Source organism: Tuberibacillus sp. Marseille-P3662 (assembly GCF_900178005.1).
Classification (GTDB): domain Bacteria; phylum Bacillota; class Bacilli; order Bacillales; family Sporolactobacillaceae; genus Marseille-P3662.
The window spans coordinates 1,408,372-1,432,353 of the sequence record NZ_FXBS01000006.1 but is presented as its reverse complement, the minus strand read 5'-3'; the positions used below and the strand labels follow the sequence as shown (position 1 = coordinate 1,432,353).

The window sequence follows — 23,982 nt, the reverse complement described above, 5'->3', positions numbered from 1 at the left end:
GATGGAGTTCGGCTATGGAAAATGAAGAGATTTAACATGATTTGAATTGATAGAGATTGCCTGCTGACGTGCTATGACAAGCTCTATCTGGCTATTTTCTATTTTTGTTAATTTTCCTATTTTTGTTGGGTCATGTCCCATATCAAAGATCGTGATTTTGCCTATATACTTCTTGCATTGTTCTTCAAAAGTTCTTGACAATGAAACGGTCGAAGGTGTTAAAGGGAGTTCTTCATTGTCTAAAGCATATGGACGTTCATGGGAATTATACGGCTTAAGAAATTTTAGATGATGTAACGGGATAAACATGGTTTTGTATACAGGTGAATAGAAAACAAAATAATCATTCATAATATTGGTGATGTAACCATGGATAGACTGTTGCCCAGTTACATAAATTTCTGTGAAAATGCCCTTTGCATTATTTAAAATCTTACGAAATGAGATTGATGCTTGCCTATCTCCAATTGGAATATCGTCTGGTTTAGCAATATCATTATTATTCTTATTCTCGTATTCAAAATTGACATATTGAATATGAATAATTGGGATATAAATAAAATCATGACCATTGTATATGACCATAATATCCGGTCCGGTATCAATTAACATACCTGAAAAGTGAATATGCCCGCTTAAAGATAACTCAACAAGTTCGCCACGATAGACTTTATAACTGTTCAAAGGATTCACCCTTTCTTACTTTACTCGTTTAATTCATGATAAAATTGGTCCAATAATATAAACTTGTTAGACTAACAAGTAATCCTATTGGAATAATGAAAATCGTCACTTTAAAATATTGCTTCCAATTAATTGGAATGTCGTTTTCTTTTAGAATAAACATCCATAATAAAGTTGCTAGGGTGCCAACCGGAGTAAGGAGTGACCCTATATCACTACCAATAATATTAGCAAGATACGCGATCTGCAGTGTTTGAGGATCTAGGCTCATTTCAGTGAGAGTAAGGGTGCCGATCATAACAGCTGGTAAATTATTGAAAACGTTTGAAAATAAAGTGATTAAGCCTCCCATCGTAAATATAGATAAAATAGGATTTGACTGAATGGATTCTGTAAGGTGGTTGACGAGTATGACTGTTAAACCAATATTTTTTAGCCCATATACAAGGATATACATACTAAAGGCGAATAACAGGATGTGCCAGGGTGTTCTTCTAATAACGTCGCGTACACCGATGTTGTTGCGATACCAGCGAAGCATAATGAGTATAAAGGCACCACTCAATGCAATCCATTCGATAGGCACTCCTAATGGTGATAATATAAAAAATGTCCCTCTAGTAATAACGATTACAAGCAGACATAACCTAAACATCCACCAATCTACTTGTGTTTCCTCTTGCTGATCTGATAATGGATGCGGGAACGAGCGGGAATAAAGATTATAATTGTCTATACTTAGTTGTACATTGGGAAGTGTTTTTGGAATATCTCTTCGGAAGTAAAGGTATAACAGAAAACAGATGGTTACAATTCCTATCATTGAAGGGACAAACATTAAAGCAACGTAACTATTAATATCGAGACCAACAATTTTTAGTGCGATTAAATTAGCGATATTACTAATAGCAATGGGAGCGCTTGCGGCAGTGGCAGTAAGAGCTCCTGGGAGTAGGTAGGCGATTTTTTGATGTGGTTTTAAATTAAGCATATTAACCGTTCTAATAATAATGGGTGTTGTAATTAATATGCTGCCATCATTATTAAAAAAGAGTGTCATTAAATAACATAGACTATTAATATAGAGAAACAATTTAATTCCCGAACATTTAGCTCGCTTGACAATGTTAAAAGCGACCCAATGGAAAAAACCGATACTTTCCAAAACAATAGACATAGCTATAGTAGAGATGATGGTAATAGAAGCACCGCGCACTATATTAAATATTTCTAAAACATCATAAAGAGGGACGATGCCGAAAAGCAAATAAATACCGGCTCCAATGGCTGTTGGAACTGTTTCGCTAAGTCTCCAGGGATTCCATATCATAAAAAAAATAGATAAAGAGAATACAGTTAATGCAAATAATAAAAGATAGTCAGACATAAGGCTTCGCCTCATGTTTGTTGAGTACTGGCTGTATTGTTTGATGATGATCATTGATTAAATCGGTTGAACTCATTTCTTCAACGGGAGGTTTCATCAAGATATAGAGTAGGAATCCTTGTGCAAATATTATAAGAGGGAATAAAAAATAGAGAAGTATGATCAATGTTTTTTTCCTCCTTTAGTTAGGCATATTATAGTCAGTCATTAATCTCTGCTTAAATTAAGGTCCCTAGTTTCCAGAGCATAATAATTGAGGGCATGGGGGTTACCTGTCTAAAAAAATTCTAATCATCTGCATAAATTTCTAATAAGACCATGCCCATAATCCTAACCATTTAGTTCACCCCGAGTGGAAGTATAAAATAGCCGAAATTTCTTAACTGAAGTAGAGGCATTGGGTGAAAGTTTCGATTGATTACTGGCCATTGGTTACGATAATTTAATCCATCCTCCACGAAGCATACGTTGTTTTGAATGCCAGTGAGGTCTCTCGCCCTTTGACTCCTGTGAACGTCTAGAACTTTTCTTTCCTTTTGAATGACTTGAATGGGAAGATTCGGACGGATCATTGTACATATATTTTCTGGTCCCGCTTTTATCAGCCTTTTTCATGGCATCATATACTTTTGAACCAGAGGAATGTTTGTGACCTGTTCTATGACTTTTTCTATGACCTGTTCCGTGAGAAGATCTTCGATGCCCTGAATGTTTTGAATTGGATATTTGACTAACACTTTTTATATGATAGATGGATACAAAAATAATCTCATCATTGATTGTTACTTCTAGATGGTGGTCGAAAATATTATTTAAGACACCTTCAATACTCTCAGGACCGCCTCGGTTAATTTTGATTCTTTTATGCTTGAAACATCTTAATATTTCAACAAAGTCATTTTCCTCATAACAATGATTGTGTCTTCCTGATGTTCGTGAATGATCTTTTGAATCAATGGATACCCCTTTAACATGTTTTAATTGGTAATAGCATACGCCATCCCGCTCGGTATTAATAGCCAGATAGTCAGATTTGACAATTAGTAGCCTTCCACTTCGAGATTCAGGCCCACCGAAATTAACTTTTACATTTTTCCCTTGATAGTCCAATAATTTTTCCATAGAATCGTGATTCCTCATTCTGTTTCCTCCTTAATAAATCTATTCAACAGCTTTCACTGCAGTATATGTACCATGGTGTGACAGAGGTATAGACAATTTGATTAAATCTTTGAAAAATAGTTATTTTACTTATTTGGTCATTGGTAAGTTACTATAGCCAAAATGAATGGAGGACATAGGAGGCAGTGAGCAATCGAAATATTTCTGCTTAATTGGAGAGGAACTGTTTATATATTAATGACAAATGACTTAAGATGTCATTTGTACAAAATCCTTTATGCTTATATGAATGTCCAAACTGAAAGTATTTTTTGTCATATTATGCTTACCAAGAAATGAATTTTAGTAAAAGCCTCATTTCTTCTTAGATATAATATTGGAGGGATACTGTTATGTTCAAAGATGATATGAATGAGATTCTGTTAATGGTTGAAGATCATTCTTATCTGTATAATGATCCAGTTGAATCCAAACGCTCATCAAGGCGAAGATGTACAGGGGGTAGGAAAACAAGTCGGAAAAAGGCCAGCCCGGTTCGCAGAAGCCGACCTCGACGGACAGGTCCAGGAAGACGAGGCCCAGGAAGCCCAGGTCGGAAAAGTCCGGGTCGCAGAAGCCCTGGCCGCAGAAAAAGTGGGCACAGGTCACCGGGTCATAAAAGTACCGGTCGAAGAAGAAGACGTGGAAGTTCAGGATGTAGGCGCTATTAGGCTATACAAAGGATGTCCCTTAAATTTAAGGGGCATCCTTTCGTTGGAGGGTTACTTTTTTAAATTCTGTTCAGCTTGGCGAATGAGATCTTTGACTTTGTTACCGCCGATTTCGCCGCCAATTTTACCTGCCTGTTCAGCTGTAATATCACCGTTGTAACCTTCCTTCAACGGAATATTGTTTTCCTCGGCAATCTCATATTTATTATTGTCAGATTGCTGATTCGGCATGATCGAACGATTGCTTGACAAAGAAATCCCTCCTTATCGATTAGCTTATCCAGAAGACAAAGGCATAATCGAAAACATTATATGGAAAAATGCCCTTCAACAAAAGCGATATTTTTATGATAATCACTTAACATAAATATACAAAAGTGATATTAATATAATATTGAAATAATGATGTCACAAAAACAAAAATGGGGAAGTGGTGAGCGTTGATGCAGGAAAGCAAAGCGTGGGCGATGAATGGGTTTCTCGGAATATTGGTGATGGTTGTTTTGGCCGGAGGCGGGGTGTATAGTTTACTCCAAGAACAAGTGATACCAGGTATTTTGCTCGTCGTTGTGGCCATTGTTTTAGTTTCAGGGATCACAATTGTTCAACCTAATCAATCGGTTGTGGTGCTTTTTCTCGGCAAATACATGGGAAGTATCCGTGAAGCGGGGATTTTCATGACGATCCCCTTTACAATCCGTCGGACGATTTCTTTGCGGGTCAGAAATTTTAACAGTAAGCGTCTAAAAGTGAACGATGTTGAGGGTAATCCGGTAGAAATTGCTGCGGTTATTGTTTTCAAAGTGGTTGATGCGGCTAAGGCAGTATTTGATGTTGATCAATATGAAGAATTTGTGGAAATTCAGAGTGAGACCGCAATCCGACATGTGGCAACTAAATATCCCTATGATACGTTTGAAGATGTTAAACTAACCTTGAGAGGCAATGCTCAAGAAGTGTCGCATGAACTGACAACAGAGTTACAAGAACGTCTTAAGGTTGCAGGTGTTGAAGTGATTGAGACACGCTTGACTCACTTAGCGTATTCGACGGAAATCGCCCAAGCGATGTTGCAAAGACAGCAAGCATCGGCGATCATTTCCGCCCGGAAGCAAATTGTCGATGGAGCTGTCGGTATGGCCCAAGATGCGATCAAACGGCTAGAGACAGATGGTGTGATTGATCTTGATGATGAACGACGCGTAACAATGATTAACAATCTGCTTGTGTCTATTGTGTCTGAAAACGGCTCGCAACCCGTTGTCAATACAGGCAGTCTCTATCAATAACTATGACACTCCCGTGAATAAGGGCGCAGTAAAAGAGGGTTTATATGGCAAAAAAGAAGAACTTTCCGTTACGCATAGACCCACAACTATATGATATTCTTCAATCATGGGCAAAAGACGAATTCCGCAGTGTCAACAGTCACGTTGAATTTTTACTCCGTGAAGCTGCCAAAAAAGCGGGACGTTTGCCCAGCCATGATGACAAAAAGGATAATTAAATTGAGCCGTCTTGCCAAACATGCAAGGCGGCTCATGTTTTAGTCCTTATTTCTATCCGTTGACTTGCCCACTTTGTGTTGTCTGATCTTGAATAACATTCAGGGCTTGCTCAAGGTCTTCCCAGATATCCTCCCAGGCTTCAAGACCGACGGATAGACGGAGAAGTGAATCACTGATGCCCATTTTTGCGCGATCGGCTTTCGGAACAACGGCGTGGGTCATGGTTGCCGGATGTTGGATAAGGGTTTCCGCATCCCCAAGACTGACAGCGATTTTTATTAGGTTTAATGTATTAAGGAATGACTGAGCATCTTCTTTTGTTCCATTAATAGTAAAAGTAATCATCCCGCCCGGCGCATGCATCTGTTTTTCCGCAACAGTATATTGTGAAAAAGACGGATCACCTGGATAATAAATATGGTCCACCATGGGATGAGCTTTCAGTTTGGTGGCTAATTGCCTAGCATTATCACAATGACGGTCCAGTCGAATCGGGAGTGTCTTTAACCCGCGGATTAACAGCCACGCATCAAAAGGGGAAAGCACACCTCCGATATCTTTTTGCGTTGTCATCGCCATGTCATTTAATGATTCTTCGGGACCGGCAACGATACCAGCTACGACATCTCCGTGCCCGCCAATATATTTGGTGGCGCTATGAATCACATAGTCACATCCTAAAGTTAAAGGCTTTTGCAAATAAGGTGAACAAAATGTATTGTCGACAACGACGGGAATCCCGTAGTCTCTGGCGACATTGGTAACCATTTCTAAGTCAATAACCGTCATCGTTGGATTGATCGGCGTTTCTACATAAATAACCGCAGTGTTTTCTTGAATCGCCGCTCGAAGCCCATCCTCATCCGTCATAGCAATCAAATCATGGCTGATGTGATGCTTTTTCTCTATTAACTGTAATAATCCAAATGTACAGCCATACACCCCTTCAGAACAAAGGATGTGATCATGAGATTTTGTAAGATGAAAAAGTAAGGCTGAAACAGCGGCCATGCCTGAACCGAAAGCTAGTGCTGCTTCACCTTGTTCCAATATTGCCATACGCTTTTCCAACAATTTTACTGTAGGATTACCTAGACGTGAATAAACATAGCCCTCCGCTTCACCAGCGAATCGCTGTTCACCTTGTTCGGCACTGTCAAAAGCAAAAGTCGATGTTTGATATAATGGTGGTACTAAGCTGCCTTGGTCGCTCTCTTGTTGATACCCATGATGAATCACTTGGGTTTCGAAACGTCGATGTTGGCCCATATGTCTTTTCCTCCTTTAATTCATTCAAAAAGGCTTCTTTATATACTATAAGATAAATGAACGGCAAAAGAAAGCGTTTTCAACAAGAGGATTTGTTTAGAAGTGTTCTGTTATGAACGTAAGTCGTGTAAAATACATACAGAATGATGTATGATTTTTTTAAAGAATGGGTGAAACCTCCATCATGAAGAAGACAAAGAAGCGAACAATTATGTTGACAGGCGGTGGATCTGCAGGTCACGTCAGTGTTAATCTCGCCTTAATTCCCCGTTTACAAGAAGAAGGTTGGGAAACGCGATATATTGGTTCCAAGACCGGCATTGAAAAAGATCTTATATCTCAACTGGATATCCCTTATGATACTGTTTCGACGGGTAAGCTCAGGCGTTATTTTGATTGGCAGAACTTCAAAGATCCATTTAAAGTCATGGGTGGTGTCATTCAAGCGATGCGGCTCATTCGTCGTGAACAGCCCGAGATCATTTTCTCAAAAGGTGGCTTTGTCTCCGTTCCTGTCGTCATTGGTGCTTGGTTGAACCGGGTTCCGGTGATGATTCATGAATCGGATCTGACACCCGGGTTAGCTAACAAACTAGCCATGCCGTTTGCGACCAAAATTTGCACTACATTTCCAGAGACTAAAGAATATATTAAATCGGAGAAAACGGAATATGTTGGAGCTGTTGTTCGTGAAACGTTAAAAGCAGGTGATCCAGCCAAAGGTCGTAAGCTGTGCGGTTTCACCAAACAAAAACCTGTTCTGCTTATCATGGGTGGCAGTCTTGGGGCTAAGCAGATCAATGAGACCATCCGCCATAATTTAGATCATCTTTTGAATCATTATCAAATTGTCCACCTTTGTGGCAAAGGTCAAGTCGATGAGACGATTAATAAACCGGGTTACATACAATTTGAGTATTTAAATGAGGCCTTGCCTGATGTTTTGACCATGACCGATCTGGTGGTATCAAGAGCGGGTTCTAATTCGATTTTTGAATTTCTAGCATTAAAAATCCCTATGTTACTCATTCCGCTGTCACGTCAGGCTAGTCGTGGTGACCAAATTTTGAATGCTCGATCGTTTGAAAGATTAGGCTATGCAAAAGTGATGGAAGAAGAAGCGATAACCGACGATACATTTGTTAAGGCGGTGGATCAGCTTTATACAGCCCGCCAGCAATATATCAGTAATATGACCCATGATAATGCTGAAGAACCGGCAAGCCGGATTGTACGCTTGATTCATGAGTTAGCTAACGCCGGATGAGCACCATCCGGCGTTTTTTTAACCTCTAACCTGCCAATAATAAGAGACCAGGAGGGGTTTTATGCAAACGATGAAACCGGGTAAACACATTGCCCAACGCTGGTTTGACGATATTTTTACAAGGGGCTCTCACGACGCTGTTGACGATATGCTCACTGTTAACTGCACGTTTCATGGCCAGGGTCACCAAAAAGAATTGCTAGGCCGTGATGAGTTTAAAAACTGGCTTGATTGGTATCGACAAACGTTTCAAGATCATTCCTGGGAGATCCAAGATGTGATTCAGGAAAGTAATATTATTGTCGTTAGATATCAAGCGAAGGCTGCTTATTGGGGAGGACTATTAAATATAAAAGGAAAAGGTCAAACAATTAAGGAAACCGGCATGATTATGCTTCATATTAATAACAGGAAAAAGATTAAAGAGATCTGGTGTGAAATGAGCGATCTACAAGTCCTGCAACAACTGGGGCACTTACCTGAATAATGACTGAAAAGCAGCGATCATAGTGACCGCTGCTTTAATCAAGGGAATTATGAATCCTTATTAGAATGGTCCGAATGATAAAGCCGATTAAAACACCAGGAATCAGTGCTAAAATAGGTAACCAAACAGGGCCAAACAAAATATGGAAAATAGGTTGGTCGGAAAATATCAGACCTACCGTGACAAAATAGGCCGCAAAAACAAACGGCAAAAATGTATAAGGGGACTGCCGACCACCGGCGTCACGGAACGCATCCCAAGCAGCAAATAGGTAAACACAAGGGTAAAACATTAACCAACTGTAATTACAGGAATTAATGGCTTGTTCAATGTCACCTTGGAAGCTGTGCTTAATAATAACATTGAAGTTCGCTTGAACATTGATGGTAAACTCCAATATAATAAAAAGAATACCTTTGATGTACTTTCGATTAAGTAACTGCCCAAACCCCGGTAGTGCAATACTCCAAAGTAGTGATTCGGTTGCTCTCATGATATCTAGTCCTTGGCTAAAACTTAGTTATGCTATTTGCTTCTTATGGGCAAGAATATTGGTCTCCTATATATTATTATTGACGGTAAGGAAAGGAATATTCTTTGACTGGTGAAATTATTGTAAGATCAATAAAAAGCGAATCACACAGGGTGTGTGATCCGCCGGGGATGAGTTAGTAGCGTCTTTGCTTTGGTTGTTCTTCTTTTAACGCTTTGACTAGGGAAACGATCATGAACAGCAAGATAAATGCAAATGGAAATGCCGAAATAATTGAGGCGGTTTGTAAAGCATTCAGTCCCCCTGAGAACAAGAGTACAGCGGCTGCCGCTGATTGGATGACCCCCCAGCAAAGTTTAATGGCTAGAGAAGGATTTAACTTACCATTCGATGTCTGCATACCGAGAACAAAGGTCGCTGAGTCAGCTGAAGTGATGAAGAACGAGCTAATCAAAAGAATGGCTATTAGCGTCATCACTGTTGACATTGGGAAGTAATCTAAGACTGCGAACAGACCGATTTCATACTGCTTTTGAACGACAGATGAAACGTCGTTTCCTAAGAATTTATCCAAATACACACCGGAACCGCCGAATACAGCGAACCATAGTGCACTAAAGATGGTGGGGACGGCCAAGACACCAATGACAAATTCACGGATGGTTCTTCCCCTGGATACACGGGCAATGAACGTTCCAACGAAGGGTGACCAAGCAATCCACCATGCCCAATAGAAAATCGTCCAGTCTTGAATCCATTGGCCTGACTGTTCATCAAATGGGGCTAACCGAAAACTCATTTTTGGCAAGTTTTGCAAATAACTGCCCAGTGTTGATGTGAAGTAGTTCAACAAGAAATTCGTCGGTCCAGCGAACAATAGGAAAACCATAAGCAAGCCAGCGAGCAAAATATTGGTGTTACTTAACCATTTAATCCCTCGGCCAAGACCGGAAATGGCCGATAACATGAACAAAACAGTCACAATTAATATGATGATGAATTGAACACCCGTTGTTTTTGGAATATCACTGATATAAGAAACACCACTGCTGATTTGAATGGCACCCAATCCCAGTGACGTTGCGACACCGAATATTGTTGCAAAGACGGCGATAATGTCAATGATTTTCCCGATAGGACCATGAATTTTATCGCCTAAAAGGGGTTGAAATGTTGCACTGATCACACCTGGAACGCCTTTTCTAAACTTAAAGTACGCAAGTGATAAGGCAATGACCGTGTAAATTCCCCATGGATGCAATCCCCAATGGAAGAAAGAGTATCTTAGCGCTAGTTTAGCGGCTTGTTCTGATTTCGGCTCACCAAAAGGCGGAACCGCATAGTGCGATAGAGGTTCAGAAACCCCCCAGAACACCAATCCAATACCCATGCCGGCACTGAATAACATCCCGAACCAACTAATAAGACTGTATTCAGGTTGATCATCATCTTTTCCTAATCTGATTTTACCCCAACGTGAGAAAATCAAATATATGGAGAAAATAAGAAAAATACTGCTGGAAATTAAATAAAACCAGCCAAATTTTAGTTGTAAAAAAGTCTGAATCGTTGTTGTCACATTGCTAAGATTGTCGGGCGCAAACGCTCCCCATAATACAAAAGCAAAAGACATTATGACAGAAATAATAAAGACTGTGGTCAGTTTCCCTTTTTTCATGTGCTCACCTTCCTTATTCTTATCCGTTAACGTTCACTATTGTTAGATTGTCCTAATCCAATGGCATTCATGTAAGTTATCCAGACCTTATTCTTTTATAAAGACGTCAATCATTATGTATGCCATATTAGTGAAGTATCTTCAATCGACGGATCAATCATTATCCGCGAACACCATTTAATCATAGGGTGAATAAAGGTTTCAAACGATATATTAGATATGTAATGATGATACGATTATAAGGATTGAGAGGGCCTTTATGATATGATAAAGATTCAGTGGATAAGGAGGTTTGATGTGATTGACTCAAGCAGGTAAGACCATGGAGGTTAACGGTGTCATCATTTATTACGAGGTACATGGTTGTCCCACTGAAGAAGCAAAACCGGTTCTTATCTTCGTGCACGGTTATTTATCATCTTTGTTCAGTTTCCGGTTTCTATATCCTCACCTAGCGCATTCATATACCATTTATGCGTTGGATTTACCTGGATTTGGCGATAGCGAAAAGTCGAAAACATTCCATTACTCTTTAGAAAATTACGGTCGGCTCATTTTGTCATTTATGGATCAATTGACGATTTCTAGAGCAGTGCTTATTGGCCATTCAATGGGGGGACAAATTTGCCTCAATACGGCTAGACAAAGTCCCGGTCGTATTCAAAAAGTGATCGGTTTGTCGGTTGCCGGCTATATGGGGCGTGTCAATAAAAAATTGAAGTTGGCCACTTACTTACCGTTCAGCAGTTATCTTCTGCGTTATTATATGAATAAAAATGATGTAACCCAGCAATTTTCATTAGTCGTTTATAATCGTTCAGCCATCACTCAAGATATGATGGAGGCTTATTTAAAACCGTTGAAGCGGATTGACTTTTACCATTCATTAAAACGATTAGCACGGCATCGAGAAGGAGATATGAACGCAAAACAGCTCTCTGATATCAAGCAGCCTGTTCTGCTTTTGTGGGGGAAAGAAGATAAAGTGGTCCCCCTTAAAACAGGCGAAAGATTCTTGCAGGATCTTCCCAACGCCCAATTACAGGCGTTTGATGAGACAGGCCATCTTCTGCCTGAGGAGCGTCCCCAACAAGTTAGTGCCGCTATTAATCGTTTCTTATCTTGAAACTTTTCGACATTTAAGAGGAATTGCTTTAATGATAACGAATATATTAATGTCAACACATCTCGGTTCTTCACACCATGGATAACAAGCATCATGTAGGAGAGTGTTTTGATACATTGTAGATTTCGTGGGAGGGTTGATTCATGATACGCTTGCTCTTAACCCGACATGGGGAGACAGAGTGGAATGCCAACGGGCGGATGCAAGGTCGGGCCGACTCACCATTAACAGACCTTGGGTACAAACAAGCCCAAGAACTAGCGAGGAAGTTGAATGATGAATCGATTGATGTGATTATCTCATCACCAAGCAAGCGAGCGATTCAAACAGCTGAACTTATAAAGGGACAACGGGATGCAGTGATCCACCGCGACGAACATTTTCTTGAAATGGATGTTGGCGAGTGGGAAGGTCAGACGAAGGATGAGATCGAGGCATTAGATCTTGAGCGGCATCAGCTGTTTTGGGAGCAGCCCCATTTATTTAAAACGGATCAAGGGGAAGATTTCTACCATGTTCGTGAACGTGTATTACCGCGTTTGAAACATTTGATACGAGATTTTACGGATCAAAATATACTCATTGTTACCCATTCAGTTGTTTTAAAAATATTGTTGAGTTATTTTGAACAGCGTCCTTTAGAAAAATTGTGGGAAGGTCCTTACATACACGGTACAAGTTTGTCCGTGGTTGATATTGATGAAGAGGAAACGAATATTGCTCTATATGCTGATACGTCACATTTTAGTGATCCGATTTCAGCTAAGGATTAAGCCGGTGAGCATCTCACCGGCTTTTATCTGCTCTTTATCCATTGACAATGTCACCGCCATTAATGTGTAAAACCTGTCCGTTCATAAAAGCAGAATCATCAGATGCTAGATAGACGTACGCAGGGGCTAATTCAAACGGTTGACCAGCGCGTTTCATCGGTGTATTATTTCCAAAAGTTGATACATTGTCTTCCGTGAACGATCCTGGAATCAGCGGAGTCCAAATCGGTCCTGGAGCGACTCCGTTAACACGAATCCCTGTATCTGCAAGCGATAAGGATAATGACCGGGTTAATGTGGTAACCGCCCCTTTGGTCGCGGAATAATCAATTAACTCTTTGTTGCCTTTATAGGCAGTAATCGACGTTGTGTTAATAATCGAGGCTCCTGATTTCATGTGAGGTAGAACCGCTTGAATCATAAAAAAATATGAGAAAATATTCGTTTTAAATGTTAATTCAAGCTGTTGTTCGGTAATATCCATGATACTTTTTTGCGGATATTGGGTGGCGCAGTTATTCACTAAAATGTCAATTTGTGAATAGGCGTTAAGAGTTTGTTGCACGACTTTTTGCGCTGCGCTGGTCTTTGATAGATCCACAGGCACTAAAAGGCACTCTCCACCCAGTGAACGGATGATTTTTTGAGTTTCCTCGGCATCTTGATGTTCGTTCAAATAAGCGATCATGACATTTGCGCCTTCCTTGCCAAATGCAATGGCGGCTGCTTTTCCAATACCGCTGTCACCCCCTGTGATGATAGCCGTTTTCCCCTTAAGTTTCTGACTACCTTGATATTCGGGATTATCGACAATGGGTCTAGGGTCCATCTCTTGTTCTTGACCTGGCAATGTCGGTTGACTCTGGGGTGGGAAGGTTAAGGTTTCTTTTTTGTTCTTTGTTTTTTCGCCGTAATAGGGCATCTCCGGATACATTTATTGTCACCTCTGGTCTGTTATTAGGATTAGTTTAGACATGTATAGTGTTTTCATGTATAACAGCATTTGAATTGACAGAATGAAGTGCTTTTTGGATAATGAGTGATTGGAATCGCTTGTGTAAGGAAGGGCGGAGGAGATGGCAATTCATTATGAAATAACCAAGATTCTCAATAATAATGTGCTGATCGCTGACAGAGGGGACGATGATGAAGTGGTCTTGATTGGTAAAGGGCTTGGATTTGGAAAGAAAGCTGGACAAGCCATTGCCACTGACCATATAGAAAAAGTCTTTGTCTTAGAAAGTCCGGATGAACAAGAGCAATATAAACAAATTATTGCTAATGTTGATGAGCCGTTAATTGCTTTGATGCACGATATTATTGATGATATTGAGACAATGTCAGGTTCATCTTTGAACGAACATATCCATGTTGCTTTGACCGATCATATTGCTTTTGCTGTTAAACGCTTGCAGCAAGGGCTGCCGATCACAAACCCATTTCTCCATGAAACTAAGGCTTTATATCCCGATGAATATAAAATAGCACGTCATGTGACAAGCATGATTGAAATGCGGTTGGGGTTGAATCTTCCGGAAGGAGAAACGGGATTTATCGCCTTACATATTCATAGTGCGTTAACAGAAACCAATCTTCAAGAACTGAACCGTTATTCTCAGTTAATTAGCCGACTTTTACAAATTGTTGAAGATGAACTAGGCATTGCTATAGATACAAACAGTACCCACTATTTAAGATTCATTCGACATCTCAGATACACGTTAGAAAGGGTAAAAAAGGGAGAGCAGTTACATGAATCAGATCTTATGAAAAATTTATTGAAAGCGCAATACCCTTTGTGTTATAATCTAGCATGGAAAATGATTAAAATCATGCAACAAGAACTTCATCAGACCATTGATGAGGCAGAAGCCGTCTATTTAACACTTCATTTGCAAAGGTTTACAACCAAAAACGAGTAACCAACAACTTTTTGACGTGTTACTGACGTGATCAGGCATGAGTGAAAAGATGTTTGGAGCACATCCACTATTAGGTGAGGTGTATGCTTCCAGGTATCTTTTTACTCATGCCTTTTTTGTTTGTGTGAGTATCATTTTGCTTTCATCAATCAATAGTTATATTTAAAAGGAGGCAACGGTTGTGTTTAAACAACTCTTTGGCGTATTACAACGCATTGGTCGTTCGCTCATGCTACCGGTCGCGATACTGCCGGCAGCCGGACTGCTTCTTGGCATTGGAACGGCGTTAAGTGAAGAGCAAACTTTGGCAGTCATTCCCGCTTTGAAAGCGGATTGGGTTCAACTATTGGCAACAGTACTTGAGTCATCTGGTGATATTGTCTTTTCCAACTTAGCTTTATTATTTGCGGTTGGTGTGGCCATTGGTCTTGCGGATGGAGCAGGCAGTGCCGGTCTAGCCTCAATAGTTGGCTATCTTATCTTTAACGTTGCCATGGGTGCATTCAAAGGTATTGAAGCCAGTGATATTGAAGGCTCAAAAGCATTTACTGAAGTGTTAGGAATTCCTACCGTGCAAACAGGTGTATTCGGCGGAATTATTATCGGTGTGCTTGCAGCGGTGCTCTACAATCGATTTCATAATATTGAGTTGCCGCAATATCTAGGATTTTTCCAAGGTAAACGGTTTGTGCCGATTGTGACGGCCTTCTCAGCTTTTATTGTAGCTGGTCTTATGATCGTCATTTGGCCACCTATTCAGGGTGGGCTGAATGCTTTCTCGCATTTTATGCTTGATCAAAACCGTACATTGGCAGCCTTTATTTTCGGCGTAATTGAACGTTCATTAATTCCATTTGGTCTACACCACATTTTCTACTCGCCATTTTGGTTTGAATTTGGAACCTATGTTTCCAAAAGTGGGGAAGTGGTTCATGGTGACCAAGCGATTTTTATGAAACAAATTAAAGACAATGTGCCATTAACAGCTGGAACATTTATGACAGGCAAGTTTCCGTTTATGATGTTCGGTCTTCCGGCAGCAGCATTGGCGATGTATCACGAAGCAAAGCCACAGCATAAAGTTTATGTTGCTGGTATTATGGGTTCAGGTGCGTTAACGGCATTCTTAACAGGAATTACAGAACCCATTGAATTTGCCTTTTTGTTTGTAGCTCCATTATTGTTCGCGATTCACTGTATTTTTGCAGGATTATCATTTATGGTGATGCATATTCTAGGTGTTAAAATTGGGATGACGTTCTCCGGTGGATTGATTGACTATCTTCTATTCGGGGTATTGCCTAACCAGACAGATTGGTGGCTCGTGATTCCGGTGGGACTTGCTTTAGCTGTTGTTTATTACTTTGGTTTCCGGTTTGCGATCCGCAAGTTTAATCTCAAAACCCCGGGACGCGAAGATGATGAGGACGAGAGTGGTGAACACACCACTGTCGAAGGTGCTGAACTTCCGAGAAAAGTGCTCGCTGGTTTAGGTGGTTCAGACAATATTACACATCTGGATGCTTGTATTACACGTCTGCGTGTCAGTGTGGCTGACAAAGGTGAAGTCAGTAAGGATGAGCTAAAGAATCTTGGAGCTTCTGGCGTTCTTGAAGTGGGTAACAATGTTCAGGCGATTTTCGGTCCAAAATCCGAGACCTTAAAGGGGCAAATTCAAGAAATTATGGCTGGGAAGACACCGTCTGAAGCACCGCAGACACCTTCTAATGATCACGAAGCTGCTGCGACGGTGGAAGCTGATTCAACATTGGACAACCTTGCTGCACCGGTTAAAGGAACGATTATACCGTTATCTGAAGTCCCAGACCAAGTTTTCTCACAGAAGATGATGGGGGACGGCTTTGCAGTCAAACCTGAGGGAGGATCAATTGTGGCGCCCGTCGATGCACAAGTCGTTAATGTGTTCCCGACGAAGCATGCGATTGGTTTGCAAACGGCGAACGGCCGCGAAATTCTCATCCACGTCGGCCTTGATACGGTTCAACTGAACGGTGAAGGGTTTACTGAAAAGGTCAAAGAGGGTGCCGAAGTTAAAGCCGGCGATGTGCTGCTTGAAGTGGATTGGAGCTATCTTGAACAGAACGCGCCATCGACCATTACGCCCGTGATCATGACGAACTTAGGTGAACAAGAACAACTATCATTAGACAAGCAAGGTTATGTGGGTGAGCTTGAAAAAGATATTATTCACATTAAATAATGAACATAGTAAAAGAGTGCCCAATTTAATTGGGCACTCTTTTTGCGCTTAAAGAAAGTATAAAGAACGTTCTTTAAGTATTGATTTCGACCTCTAGCTTCCATTAATCCTAATTAAAAAAACAACAATCTTTTAGAAAAGCACCTTAGAAAATAATATGGGCCATGATCACGATGATCGGCAATGTAATGACCGTTCGCTCAAGAAATATAATAACAAGGTCTCTGAATTTGATCGGCAATTTGGAACCGAGCAGAAGACCGCCAACTTCCGACATATAAATGAGCTGCGTCACTGACAAACAAGCAATCACAAATCGAGTCAGTTCACTTTCAATATTAGCCCCGATTAGAGCAGGGGTGAACATATCTGTAAAGCCGACGAGAATTGTTTTACTCGCTTCTGCCGCTTCAGGAATTTGCATCAATTCTAGAAGCGGAATAAATGGCAGGCCGAGCCAATCAAATATGGGTGTTTCTTCGGCAATGATGAGTGCGCCTGTACCAATCGCCATCACAATCGGCATCACGGCGAACCACATATCAATCACGTTTTGAACACCGCTTTTGGCAACATCGGTCAATCGCGTTTGGCTGGACTGTTTCGCGGCCTTGAGTAAACCAAATTTAAATACCGATTGCCCCTCAGGAATCTCTTCACTCATAGATGACTGATCCTGCTGTTCACTATATGAATTATCTTTACGTGACAATGGTGGAATCCGGGGCATGATTAAGGCAGCGACAACACCGGCCACAACAATTGTTAAATAGTAAGGCAGCATATAAGATGTTAAATCCATTGTTTCTAAGACGACGATGCTGAAAGTAATGGACACCACAGAGAATGTAGTACCGATAACGGCGGCTTCACGTTTCGTGTAATACCCGTCATCATACTGTTTATTGGTTAACAAAACCCCGATGGTTCCGTCACCAAGCCATGAAGCCAGACAATCAATTGCTGAGCGCCCTGGTAAGGTAAATAAAGGTCGCATAATTTTAGTCATCAGTGTACCAAACAAATCTAATAACCCGAAATCAAGTAATAATGGCAAGAACAGTCCAGCAAATAAAAAGACGACAAAAAGCACCGAAAGCAAGCCTTCTTGAGCATCTAAAAGGAGGCCGCCGGTCGCCATAGATGTGACTGCTTCAGGGCCGATATTAAAGGCAACCATAATCGCAAAGATACAGCCTAAGATTCGAACCGCTGTCCAAAACCAATTAGCGTTAAAAAGAGCGTTTAAAAATGGCCGCTCTATGATGCCTCTCGGGTGGACTAATTTAGTCAGTAATGTCATAAGGGCTGTAATTGTAATGATGACCGTGACAATGTAAGGAATCGATTGAACAATTTCACCCTTAAGCAAATCAGCCAAATAGGCTATTGGAATGGTAGTGGCATCTTCCCCCGTGCTTGGGTCTGTATATTGAACGGGGATCATGAATAAAAAGACGCCGATGATGGATGGAATAATAAATTTAAGATAAGTACCTAATCGATACGACGATAACTTTTCCAAATGTCAATACTCCTTTCTATATAACTTTCACTATTTAGCCTATTATACCAAAATCACTGATGAATGGTAGAGGGGAAGTGAAATTCAGAACTATCTATTTTCCATTAAAAAGAGCACGCTGATCATTCAGCGTGCTTATCTTTCTTAAGCTGCAACGTCGCGTTTGGTAAAGGCCCACCAAGAGAGTGCGACGAAGATGATATAGTAAACAACTAATACGACGATTGAAAATGTTAAGGTCATGCCATCAAACATCGGAGATCCTGAATAGTATCTACTCAAATCTGTGTTGGCAAACAGCACGTATTTGGCCCAGTCAAAGCCAAAGGCCATCAAAAAGTTCATAATCATGTTTCCTGCCAACATTAAGAACACGGCTAGACCAATGGCTAAGGCACTGTTGCGGAAAATCGAAGAAATCATAAACGCAAAAGTGGTCATCATGATTAAGTTTATGACTTTGAAGCCATATTGGGCAAAAATGTAGCCGATCATATTGACGCTGTCAACTTGACCGTCTTGGTAAATCAATTCGGGATGGGTTAAACCTTCGAACCCGAAAAATAGACCACCGATAATGAACGATACAACGAAAAGGATCAAAATAAGAACGACGGCGTACAGTAGACTGGATACGTATTTGGACAGCAGAATTTTGGCCCGGGAAACCGGCCGGATCAGTAACAGTTTAATCGTTCCCCAACTGAATTCATTGGCGACACTGCCCGCAGCGGCAATAATGGTGAACAGACTTATGATCATCGTCAATCCAACCATATCTTTAACAAATGACCAGACATTATTGCCTTCCGGTTCTAAATCATGTTCAATTCGGTATTCATTTAATGCGATTTGTTGTTTATAATCAACATTATCGTTTTTTTCCATTGATTGTTGATAGGTTTGATTTTGTTCTTTTAATTCCTGCTTCCATTGGTCATTGTCATTTGCGTCAGGGCTGTCGCTTGTGAATTTGATCAGCAATGCCGCGCCGATAATAAAGACAATCAAAAGAGCGGTCATAATTTGGGTCGAACGTTTCAACATTAATTTCATGTTTTCATTTTTTACAAGATTGATAAAGCTACTCAATGCCTTCCCCTCCAGTCACTTCCAAGAATCGATCTTCTAATGTTCCTGATGTCACGTTAACGCCAAACACCTTAATATCATTATCGACAAGTTGTTTCACGATATCTGGAATGCGCTCCCGTTCTGTATGGATGGTAAAGGCGTCATCTTCAACTTGAACTGTTAAGTCAAGTTCCTGTTCCAAAATCGTTTTGGCTTGTTCATCGGGCTCCAGCGATAAACGGACTTGGACGGTTGTTTCGTCATTAACGAAATCATTCATTGCTTGAACACCGATCAATTTTCCATTTTGGAGAATGCCAATCCGGTCACACATCAATTCCATTTCCGAAAGCAAGTGACTGGAAACAATCACTGACAATCCTTCTTCTTGAGCTAAGCGGCGAATATAGTTACGAATTTCACGAATCCCGGCAGGATCCAGACCATTGGTCGGTTCATCCAAAATTAATACGGAAGGTTTATGTAATAACGCCTGCGCAAGACCCAACCGTTGGCGCATACCTAACGAGTACTTCCCAACTTTTTCATTAATACGTTTTTCCAATCCCACCAATTGAACGACTTCCTTCATCCGCTCTTTGGTGACCCCAGGAACCATTCGGGCGTAATGAACAAGATTTTTCCATCCGCTTAGGAATTTGTACATTTCTGGGTTCTCAACAATTCCACCGACTTGACTGATGGCATCTTGAAAGTTTGTTTTAATACTTTTTCCTTTTATAATGACGTCGCCTTCGGTAAGTTTCATCAATCCGACCATCATCCGGATCGTCGTTGTTTTACCGGCGCCGTTCGGTCCTAAGAAGCCAAAGACTTCGCCTGGATAAATATCGAAACTCAGACCATGGATAATCGTCTTTCCGCCGATATTTTTCTTGACATTCTCGAGTTGAATAACGGGTTCAGCCATTGATTGTCCCTCCATTGTAAGTAAAAAATTTATTGATAGACGTGTTTCATCCAATCAACGATACTCATATTTTTTTCGACTCTTAAAGTCTCAACATCTTGTCTGCCGAGCAGCTGGCCATCTTTGACAACCATCACTTCATCTAAAAGAGCTTCAATCTCCCTAATTTCGTGAGTTGTGATCAAAACAAGTTGTTTGTCCAAGTCAATGAACGAAATGAGTCCCTTAACGATGGCGTCACGAACCATAGGATCCAAACCGGACAAGGGTTCATCCATGAGTATGATTGGAACGTCCCGTGCTAAGGTTAAAACGATTTTGAGGCGCCCACGGTTTCCTTTTGAGAGATGTTTAATTTTTCTTTCATTAGATAAATCCATAAAATCAAGGATGGCTTGCGCTTTATCCCAATCAAAGTCGGGAAAAAGCTGACTGTAATATTGTAACATATTTCTAATGGTGAAAAAGTCGTAAGTGGCGTCAAGTTCGGATAAATAGGCTACTTTTGTTGCTAAACGCCGGTGGGCAGGTTCGCCGTCAATCGTAATATCACCTTTTGTTGGATGGATAAGGCCGGCAATCAGTTTTAATGTCGTGGATTTGCCACTGCCGTTCGCACCAACGAGACCGGTAATTTTACCTGGTTTCAATTGAAATGAAATGTCGTCTAATGCTAATGACGACAGATATTTTTTTGTCACATGGTCAAATTCAATCATCTTGGGACTCTCCTTTCGTTTGCAAATAGTCGCGAACGCCTTCAATCGTCTCTTGTTCGGTATAACCCATCTCTGTCATGTGCTGAATAAAGGTTGATATTTCTTCGTGTTTTAGTTGCTTGCGAAGGTCACTTAATGCTGTGTGATCCTCAGTCACAAAGGTTCCTTGACCGCGTTTGAATTCAACGGCACGCATGACTTCTAATTCACGGTAGGTTCGTTGAACGGTATTAGGATTGACCCCTGATTCAACGGCCATATCCCGAACGGAGGGCAGTTTATCCCCGGGATTCAGTTCACGCCTTAGAATTTGCCGGATGATGCGGTCAGCAATTTGTAGGTAAATCGGTCTTGATGGATTGAAATCGTTGGTCATACCTACACCTCAATCTTCTTATCGAGCAGCCAACTAGAGAACCAGATGAGTATGACACAAAGGATAAGATAAAAAATGTAGAAGCCGGCATAAACCGTTAATTCACCATTTGGCTGGACTTGAAAGGATAGAGCTCCGATGTTACTATCTACTAAATTTTCCATTGCTTTCTGAGATGTCATGGATCCCCAAGTTGTTAACGTATCATAGAGCGCGCTTGATCTGAGTTTGCCCATGCCCCAGGATATGGCGATAAATAAACCAATGATGATGAGCCATGCGAACGACCCGATCTTCTTTTTAAAATACTGAAAAATGGTCCAATAAAAAATGAACCAAATAGCGATATAGATGGCAAACAAGAAAAGATGGACGGCCAAGATAAAACCATATTGAAGCAATATGGCCTGATTCAATTCCTGGAATGACATCCATAAAAACACACTACATGCAATAGCGAAAGAAATCACCATTGCGACTAGCCCGTTGATGAATTTTGAAATAAGTAATTGGAATCCGGATAAAGGCGTATGCAGCCATAAGTGAAACTTGTTCGTTTCAACATTTAAACTGACGGCCATATAAGCCCATAGATAAAAAATATGGGGAGCGATTATCATGGCCCATAGCCCTGTCACTAAGCGCTCTATATTAAAATAAAGTTCAAGAAACTGTCCCACCATGAAAAGAACGATTAAGCCGATGATCGTTATGATGATCATAGACCGTCCCAAATAAAAATCTTTCTTCAATTGCCCCCAAAACGCTTGCATTCAATCACCTCCAAATTTAATTTGTTTGACTGTAATAGTGTTCTAGATAAATAATACACGCGTACATGATTGGTGTCAATGGATTGAAAAAAAGGCTCTTTTCTAAAAGATTGTTGCTGTTTAAATAGGACTTATGAAAGCTAAAGGTCGAAAATCGTTGATTGGAGCGGCAGGTGTGTCGAGATTCGGAACACTTAGACTTAGTGTGTTCCTCAGCGCCGCTTACTCAAGATGTCTTACTAGAGTCCTGCGGGAGGAGCGGGACAGGTGAGACCCCACAGGCGCAGAGCGCCGAGGAAAGCGAGCATCCTGTCGTGGAAATCAACCTAAAAAAAGAGTGCTCAATTTCAGGAGGGAGCGCTCAATTTACAGAAAGGAATACCATCTTATGAAGCATTTACTTTTTCATTCGTCTCTACAAAGTGTAAGTAAACAAAAAAACCCCGCTCGAAAGCGGGGTAATGAACATTTTATTATTATTTGTTAATCCAATCCGTGTGGAATGTGCCTTCTTGATCGACGCGTTGATAAGTGTGCGCACCGAAGTAGTCACGTTGCGCTTGCAATAGGTTAGCAGGCAGCCGCTCAGAACGATAGCTGTCATAATAAGCTAGGGCGCTAGAGAAGCCGGGAACGGGGATGCCACGTTCCATGGCGACAGCGTTGACTTTGCGCAAAGCCCCTTGATAACTTTCAACAATGGATTTAAAGTAATCATCCAAAAGCAAGTTGTTCAAGTTCGGATCGCGATCATAGGCTTCCTTAATTTTTTGTAGGAATCCGGCACGGATAATACAGCCGCCGCGGAAGATCATCGCAATATTGCCGTATTCAAGGTTCCAGTCATATTCTTCTGAAGCAGCCTTCATTTGGGCAAACCCTTGGGCATATGAAACAATTTTACTCATATACAAGGCTTTGCGCACGGCTTCAATTAAGTCATCTTTATCACCGTTGAATGGTTCAACATCCGGTCCGCTTAAGACTTTGCTGGCTGCTGTTCGTTCTTCTTTTAAAGCGGAAATGAATCGGGAAAAGACGGATTCTGTGATAATCGGAAGGGGCACACCTAGACCAAGAGCATCCTGGCTTGTCCATTTACCTGTGCCTTTTTGTCCAGCTGTATCAAGAATCACGTCGACCATTGGTTGTCCGGTTTTATCATCATATTTGGTGAAAATATCAGCGGTGATCTCGATTAAATAACTGTCAAGCTCACCTTGATTCCAATCGGAAAAAACTTGTGCCATTTCTTCAGTTGAGAGCCCCAGCACATGTTTTAATACATAATAGGCTTCTGAAATGAGCTGCATATCGCCGTATTCAATGCCATTATGCACCATTTTAACGTAGTGTCCAGCACCATCGGGACCAATATAAGTCGTACAGGGCTCACCGTCGACTTTAGCGGCGATGTCTTTAAGGATGGGTTCAACTTTGTCAAACGCTTCTTTTTGGCCCCCAGGCATAATGGACGGGCCATTCAGCGCACCTTCTTCACCGCCGGAGACCCCGGTGCCGATGAAGTGAATGCCCTTTTCAGCCAAATCTTGATTACGACGACGCGTATTTTCAAAATAAGTATTCCCGCCATCAATTAGGATATCCCCTTGATCAAGGTGGGGGAGCAGTTGCTCAATGGTCGCATCAGTGGCCTTTCCGGCTTTAACCATCAACAATATTTTTCTTGGTTTTTCCAAAGAATCAACAAGCTCTTTAATTGAATATGTACCGACCACTTGCTTGCCTTGGGCCTCTTCAAGCATGGTTTCGGTCTTCTCGGACGATCGATTATATACGGCAACAGAATAGCCGCGGCTTTCTATATTGAGTGCAAGATTACGACCCATCACAGCAAGTCCAATAACGCCGATTTGTTGTTTTGACATAGGTTTGCCTCCTTAGCTGTCTTATTCACATAGCTAGTATATCATGAA

Annotated in this window: 23 protein-coding genes; 8 read left to right on the top strand and 15 right to left on the bottom strand. The window is 41.0% G+C overall.

The features are described from left to right. Positions 1-12: 12 nt before the first annotated feature. The 4 genes from B9Y89_RS15870 to B9Y89_RS15855 form a co-directional block, all read right to left on the bottom strand. Positions 13-684, bottom strand: coding sequence for a DUF2642 domain-containing protein (locus tag B9Y89_RS15870; protein WP_085524167.1), 672 nt, complete (start codon positions 682-684; stop codon positions 13-15). Between the two features lie 28 nt (positions 685-712). Continuing rightward, positions 713-2,071 (bottom strand): arsenic transporter, encoded by a 1,359-nt coding sequence (locus B9Y89_RS15865; protein WP_085524166.1) that lies wholly within the window; start codon positions 2,069-2,071, stop codon positions 713-715. Between the two features lie 432 nt (positions 2,072-2,503). Continuing rightward, on the bottom strand, positions 2,504-3,193 hold the full coding sequence (locus B9Y89_RS15860) for a hypothetical protein (protein WP_139822821.1): 690 nt from the start codon (positions 3,191-3,193) through the stop codon (positions 2,504-2,506). A 761-nt stretch (positions 3,194-3,954) separates the two neighbouring features. After that, positions 3,955-4,161, bottom strand: a complete 207-nt coding sequence (locus B9Y89_RS15855; protein WP_441351507.1) for an alpha/beta-type small acid-soluble spore protein — start codon at positions 4,159-4,161, stop codon at positions 3,955-3,957. A 185-nt stretch (positions 4,162-4,346) separates the two neighbouring features. On the opposite strand from B9Y89_RS15855, the gene B9Y89_RS15850 reads away from it, so the two are divergent. Beyond that, entirely contained in the window at positions 4,347-5,192 is an 846-nt protein-coding gene (locus B9Y89_RS15850; protein ID WP_085524164.1) for an SPFH domain-containing protein, read from the top strand. A gap of 44 nt (positions 5,193-5,236) precedes the next feature. Continuing rightward, entirely contained in the window at positions 5,237-5,410 is a 174-nt protein-coding gene (locus B9Y89_RS15845; RefSeq protein ID WP_085524163.1) for a type II toxin-antitoxin system antitoxin, read from the top strand. Positions 5,411-5,462: 52 nt separating this feature from the next. Here the strand turns inward: B9Y89_RS15845 and megL are convergent, their stop codons facing one another. Further along, positions 5,463-6,680 (bottom strand): methionine gamma-lyase, encoded by a 1,218-nt coding sequence (gene megL, locus B9Y89_RS15840; protein ID WP_085524162.1) that lies wholly within the window; start codon positions 6,678-6,680, stop codon positions 5,463-5,465. Positions 6,681-6,864: 184 nt separating this feature from the next. Here megL and B9Y89_RS15835 point away from each other — a divergent pair, with 184 nt between their 5' ends. Continuing rightward, on the top strand, positions 6,865-7,947 hold the full coding sequence (locus tag B9Y89_RS15835; RefSeq protein ID WP_085524161.1) for an undecaprenyldiphospho-muramoylpentapeptide beta-N-acetylglucosaminyltransferase: 1,083 nt from the start codon (positions 6,865-6,867) through the stop codon (positions 7,945-7,947). Between the two features lie 61 nt (positions 7,948-8,008). After that, on the top strand, positions 8,009-8,434 hold the full coding sequence (locus tag B9Y89_RS15830) for an ester cyclase (RefSeq protein ID WP_085524160.1): 426 nt from the start codon (positions 8,009-8,011) through the stop codon (positions 8,432-8,434). Positions 8,435-8,468: 34 nt separating this feature from the next. On the opposite strand, the gene B9Y89_RS15825 is transcribed toward B9Y89_RS15830, so the two are convergent. Together B9Y89_RS15825 and B9Y89_RS15820 are read right to left on the bottom strand one after the other, a co-directional pair. After that, positions 8,469-8,927: a hypothetical protein gene (locus B9Y89_RS15825; protein ID WP_085524159.1), complete on the bottom strand. Its 459-nt coding sequence runs from the start codon at positions 8,925-8,927 to the stop codon at positions 8,469-8,471. Between the two features lie 175 nt (positions 8,928-9,102). Next, entirely contained in the window at positions 9,103-10,605 is a 1,503-nt protein-coding gene (locus B9Y89_RS15820) for a glycine betaine uptake BCCT transporter (protein ID WP_085524158.1), read from the bottom strand. 301 nt (positions 10,606-10,906) lie between these two features. Here B9Y89_RS15820 and B9Y89_RS15815 point away from each other — a divergent pair, with 301 nt between their 5' ends. Both B9Y89_RS15815 and B9Y89_RS15810 read left to right on the top strand, forming a co-directional pair. Beyond that, positions 10,907-11,731, top strand: a complete 825-nt coding sequence (locus B9Y89_RS15815) for an alpha/beta fold hydrolase (protein WP_085524157.1) — start codon at positions 10,907-10,909, stop codon at positions 11,729-11,731. Positions 11,732-11,874: 143 nt separating this feature from the next. Then, complete coding sequence (locus B9Y89_RS15810) at positions 11,875-12,504, top strand: histidine phosphatase family protein (protein WP_085524156.1); 630 nt, start codon at positions 11,875-11,877, stop codon at positions 12,502-12,504. Between the two features lie 34 nt (positions 12,505-12,538). Here B9Y89_RS15810 and B9Y89_RS15805 read toward each other — a convergent pair whose 3' ends face one another. Then, positions 12,539-13,438: an SDR family oxidoreductase gene (locus B9Y89_RS15805; protein ID WP_085524155.1), complete on the bottom strand. Its 900-nt coding sequence runs from the start codon at positions 13,436-13,438 to the stop codon at positions 12,539-12,541. Between the two features lie 142 nt (positions 13,439-13,580). Here B9Y89_RS15805 and glcT point away from each other — a divergent pair, with 142 nt between their 5' ends. Then, a complete protein-coding gene (gene glcT / locus B9Y89_RS15800) occupies positions 13,581-14,426 on the top strand; it encodes a glucose PTS transporter transcription antiterminator GlcT (protein ID WP_085524154.1) in 846 nt (281 codons plus the stop codon). Between the two features lie 181 nt (positions 14,427-14,607). Further along, positions 14,608-16,647 carry a glucose-specific PTS transporter subunit IIBC gene (gene ptsG / locus B9Y89_RS15795; RefSeq protein WP_085524153.1) on the top strand — a complete coding sequence of 680 codons (2,040 nt, stop codon included), beginning with the start codon at positions 14,608-14,610 and terminating at the stop codon, positions 16,645-16,647. 145 nt (positions 16,648-16,792) lie between these two features. Here the strand turns inward: ptsG and B9Y89_RS15790 are convergent, their stop codons facing one another. The 7 genes from B9Y89_RS15790 to gndA all read right to left on the bottom strand — a co-directional run bounded on the left by B9Y89_RS15790 (position 16,793) and on the right by gndA (position 23,934). Beyond that, entirely contained in the window at positions 16,793-18,172 is a 1,380-nt protein-coding gene (locus tag B9Y89_RS15790; protein ID WP_254901268.1) for a YjiH family protein, read from the bottom strand. A 144-nt stretch (positions 18,173-18,316) separates the two neighbouring features. After that, positions 18,317-19,264 (bottom strand): ABC transporter permease, encoded by a 948-nt coding sequence (locus B9Y89_RS15785; RefSeq protein WP_085524152.1) that lies wholly within the window; start codon positions 19,262-19,264, stop codon positions 18,317-18,319. Further along, entirely contained in the window at positions 19,257-20,177 is a 921-nt protein-coding gene (locus B9Y89_RS15780; RefSeq protein WP_085524151.1) for an ABC transporter ATP-binding protein, read from the bottom strand. The genes B9Y89_RS15785 and B9Y89_RS15780 overlap by 8 nt, the downstream gene beginning before the upstream one ends. A 29-nt stretch (positions 20,178-20,206) precedes the next feature. Beyond that, a complete protein-coding gene (locus B9Y89_RS15775; RefSeq protein ID WP_085524150.1) occupies positions 20,207-20,896 on the bottom strand; it encodes an ABC transporter ATP-binding protein in 690 nt (229 codons plus the stop codon). Then, entirely contained in the window at positions 20,889-21,272 is a 384-nt protein-coding gene (locus B9Y89_RS15770) for a GntR family transcriptional regulator (RefSeq protein WP_085524149.1), read from the bottom strand. Before B9Y89_RS15770 ends, B9Y89_RS15775 begins: the two co-directional genes overlap by 8 nt. 2 nt (positions 21,273-21,274) lie before the next feature. Further along, a complete protein-coding gene (locus B9Y89_RS15765) occupies positions 21,275-22,045 on the bottom strand; it encodes a hypothetical protein (RefSeq protein WP_085524148.1) in 771 nt (256 codons plus the stop codon). 476 nt (positions 22,046-22,521) lie between these two features. Then, positions 22,522-23,934, bottom strand: a complete 1,413-nt coding sequence (gene gndA / locus B9Y89_RS15760; RefSeq protein WP_085524147.1) for an NADP-dependent phosphogluconate dehydrogenase — start codon at positions 23,932-23,934, stop codon at positions 22,522-22,524. Between the last annotated feature and the right edge of the window lie 48 nt (positions 23,935-23,982).

What these genes read in the sequence shown, in the direction of transcription:
- B9Y89_RS15850 (WP_085524164.1), top strand. Translation starts at nt 4,347, where the DNA reads ATGCAGGAAAGCAAAGCGTGGGCGATGAATGGGTTTCTCGGAATATTG.
- B9Y89_RS15775 (WP_085524150.1), bottom strand. Translation starts at nt 20,896, where the DNA reads ATGATTGAATTTGACCATGTGACAAAAAAATATCTGTCGTCATTAGCA.
- B9Y89_RS15830 (WP_085524160.1), top strand. Translation starts at nt 8,009, where the DNA reads ATGCAAACGATGAAACCGGGTAAACACATTGCCCAACGCTGGTTTGAC.
- B9Y89_RS15845 (WP_085524163.1), top strand. Translation starts at nt 5,237, where the DNA reads ATGGCAAAAAAGAAGAACTTTCCGTTACGCATAGACCCACAACTATAT.
- B9Y89_RS15765 (WP_085524148.1), bottom strand. Translation starts at nt 22,045, where the DNA reads ATGCAAGCGTTTTGGGGGCAATTGAAGAAAGATTTTTATTTGGGACGG.
- megL (WP_085524162.1), bottom strand. Translation starts at nt 6,680, where the DNA reads ATGGGCCAACATCGACGTTTCGAAACCCAAGTGATTCATCATGGGTAT.
- B9Y89_RS15860 (WP_139822821.1), bottom strand. Translation starts at nt 3,193, where the DNA reads ATGGAAAAATTATTGGACTATCAAGGGAAAAATGTAAAAGTTAATTTC.
- B9Y89_RS15820 (WP_085524158.1), bottom strand. Translation starts at nt 10,605, where the DNA reads ATGAAAAAAGGGAAACTGACCACAGTCTTTATTATTTCTGTCATAATG.
- B9Y89_RS15835 (WP_085524161.1), top strand. Translation starts at nt 6,865, where the DNA reads ATGAAGAAGACAAAGAAGCGAACAATTATGTTGACAGGCGGTGGATCT.
- B9Y89_RS15865 (WP_085524166.1), bottom strand. Translation starts at nt 2,071, where the DNA reads ATGTCTGACTATCTTTTATTATTTGCATTAACTGTATTCTCTTTATCT.
- gndA (WP_085524147.1), bottom strand. Translation starts at nt 23,934, where the DNA reads ATGTCAAAACAACAAATCGGCGTTATTGGACTTGCTGTGATGGGTCGT.
- B9Y89_RS15810 (WP_085524156.1), top strand. Translation starts at nt 11,875, where the DNA reads ATGATACGCTTGCTCTTAACCCGACATGGGGAGACAGAGTGGAATGCC.
- B9Y89_RS15805 (WP_085524155.1), bottom strand. Translation starts at nt 13,438, where the DNA reads ATGTATCCGGAGATGCCCTATTACGGCGAAAAAACAAAGAACAAAAAA.
- B9Y89_RS15770 (WP_085524149.1), bottom strand. Translation starts at nt 21,272, where the DNA reads ATGACCAACGATTTCAATCCATCAAGACCGATTTACCTACAAATTGCT.
- B9Y89_RS15780 (WP_085524151.1), bottom strand. Translation starts at nt 20,177, where the DNA reads ATGGCTGAACCCGTTATTCAACTCGAGAATGTCAAGAAAAATATCGGC.
- glcT (WP_085524154.1), top strand. Translation starts at nt 13,581, where the DNA reads ATGGCAATTCATTATGAAATAACCAAGATTCTCAATAATAATGTGCTG.
- B9Y89_RS15825 (WP_085524159.1), bottom strand. Translation starts at nt 8,927, where the DNA reads ATGAGAGCAACCGAATCACTACTTTGGAGTATTGCACTACCGGGGTTT.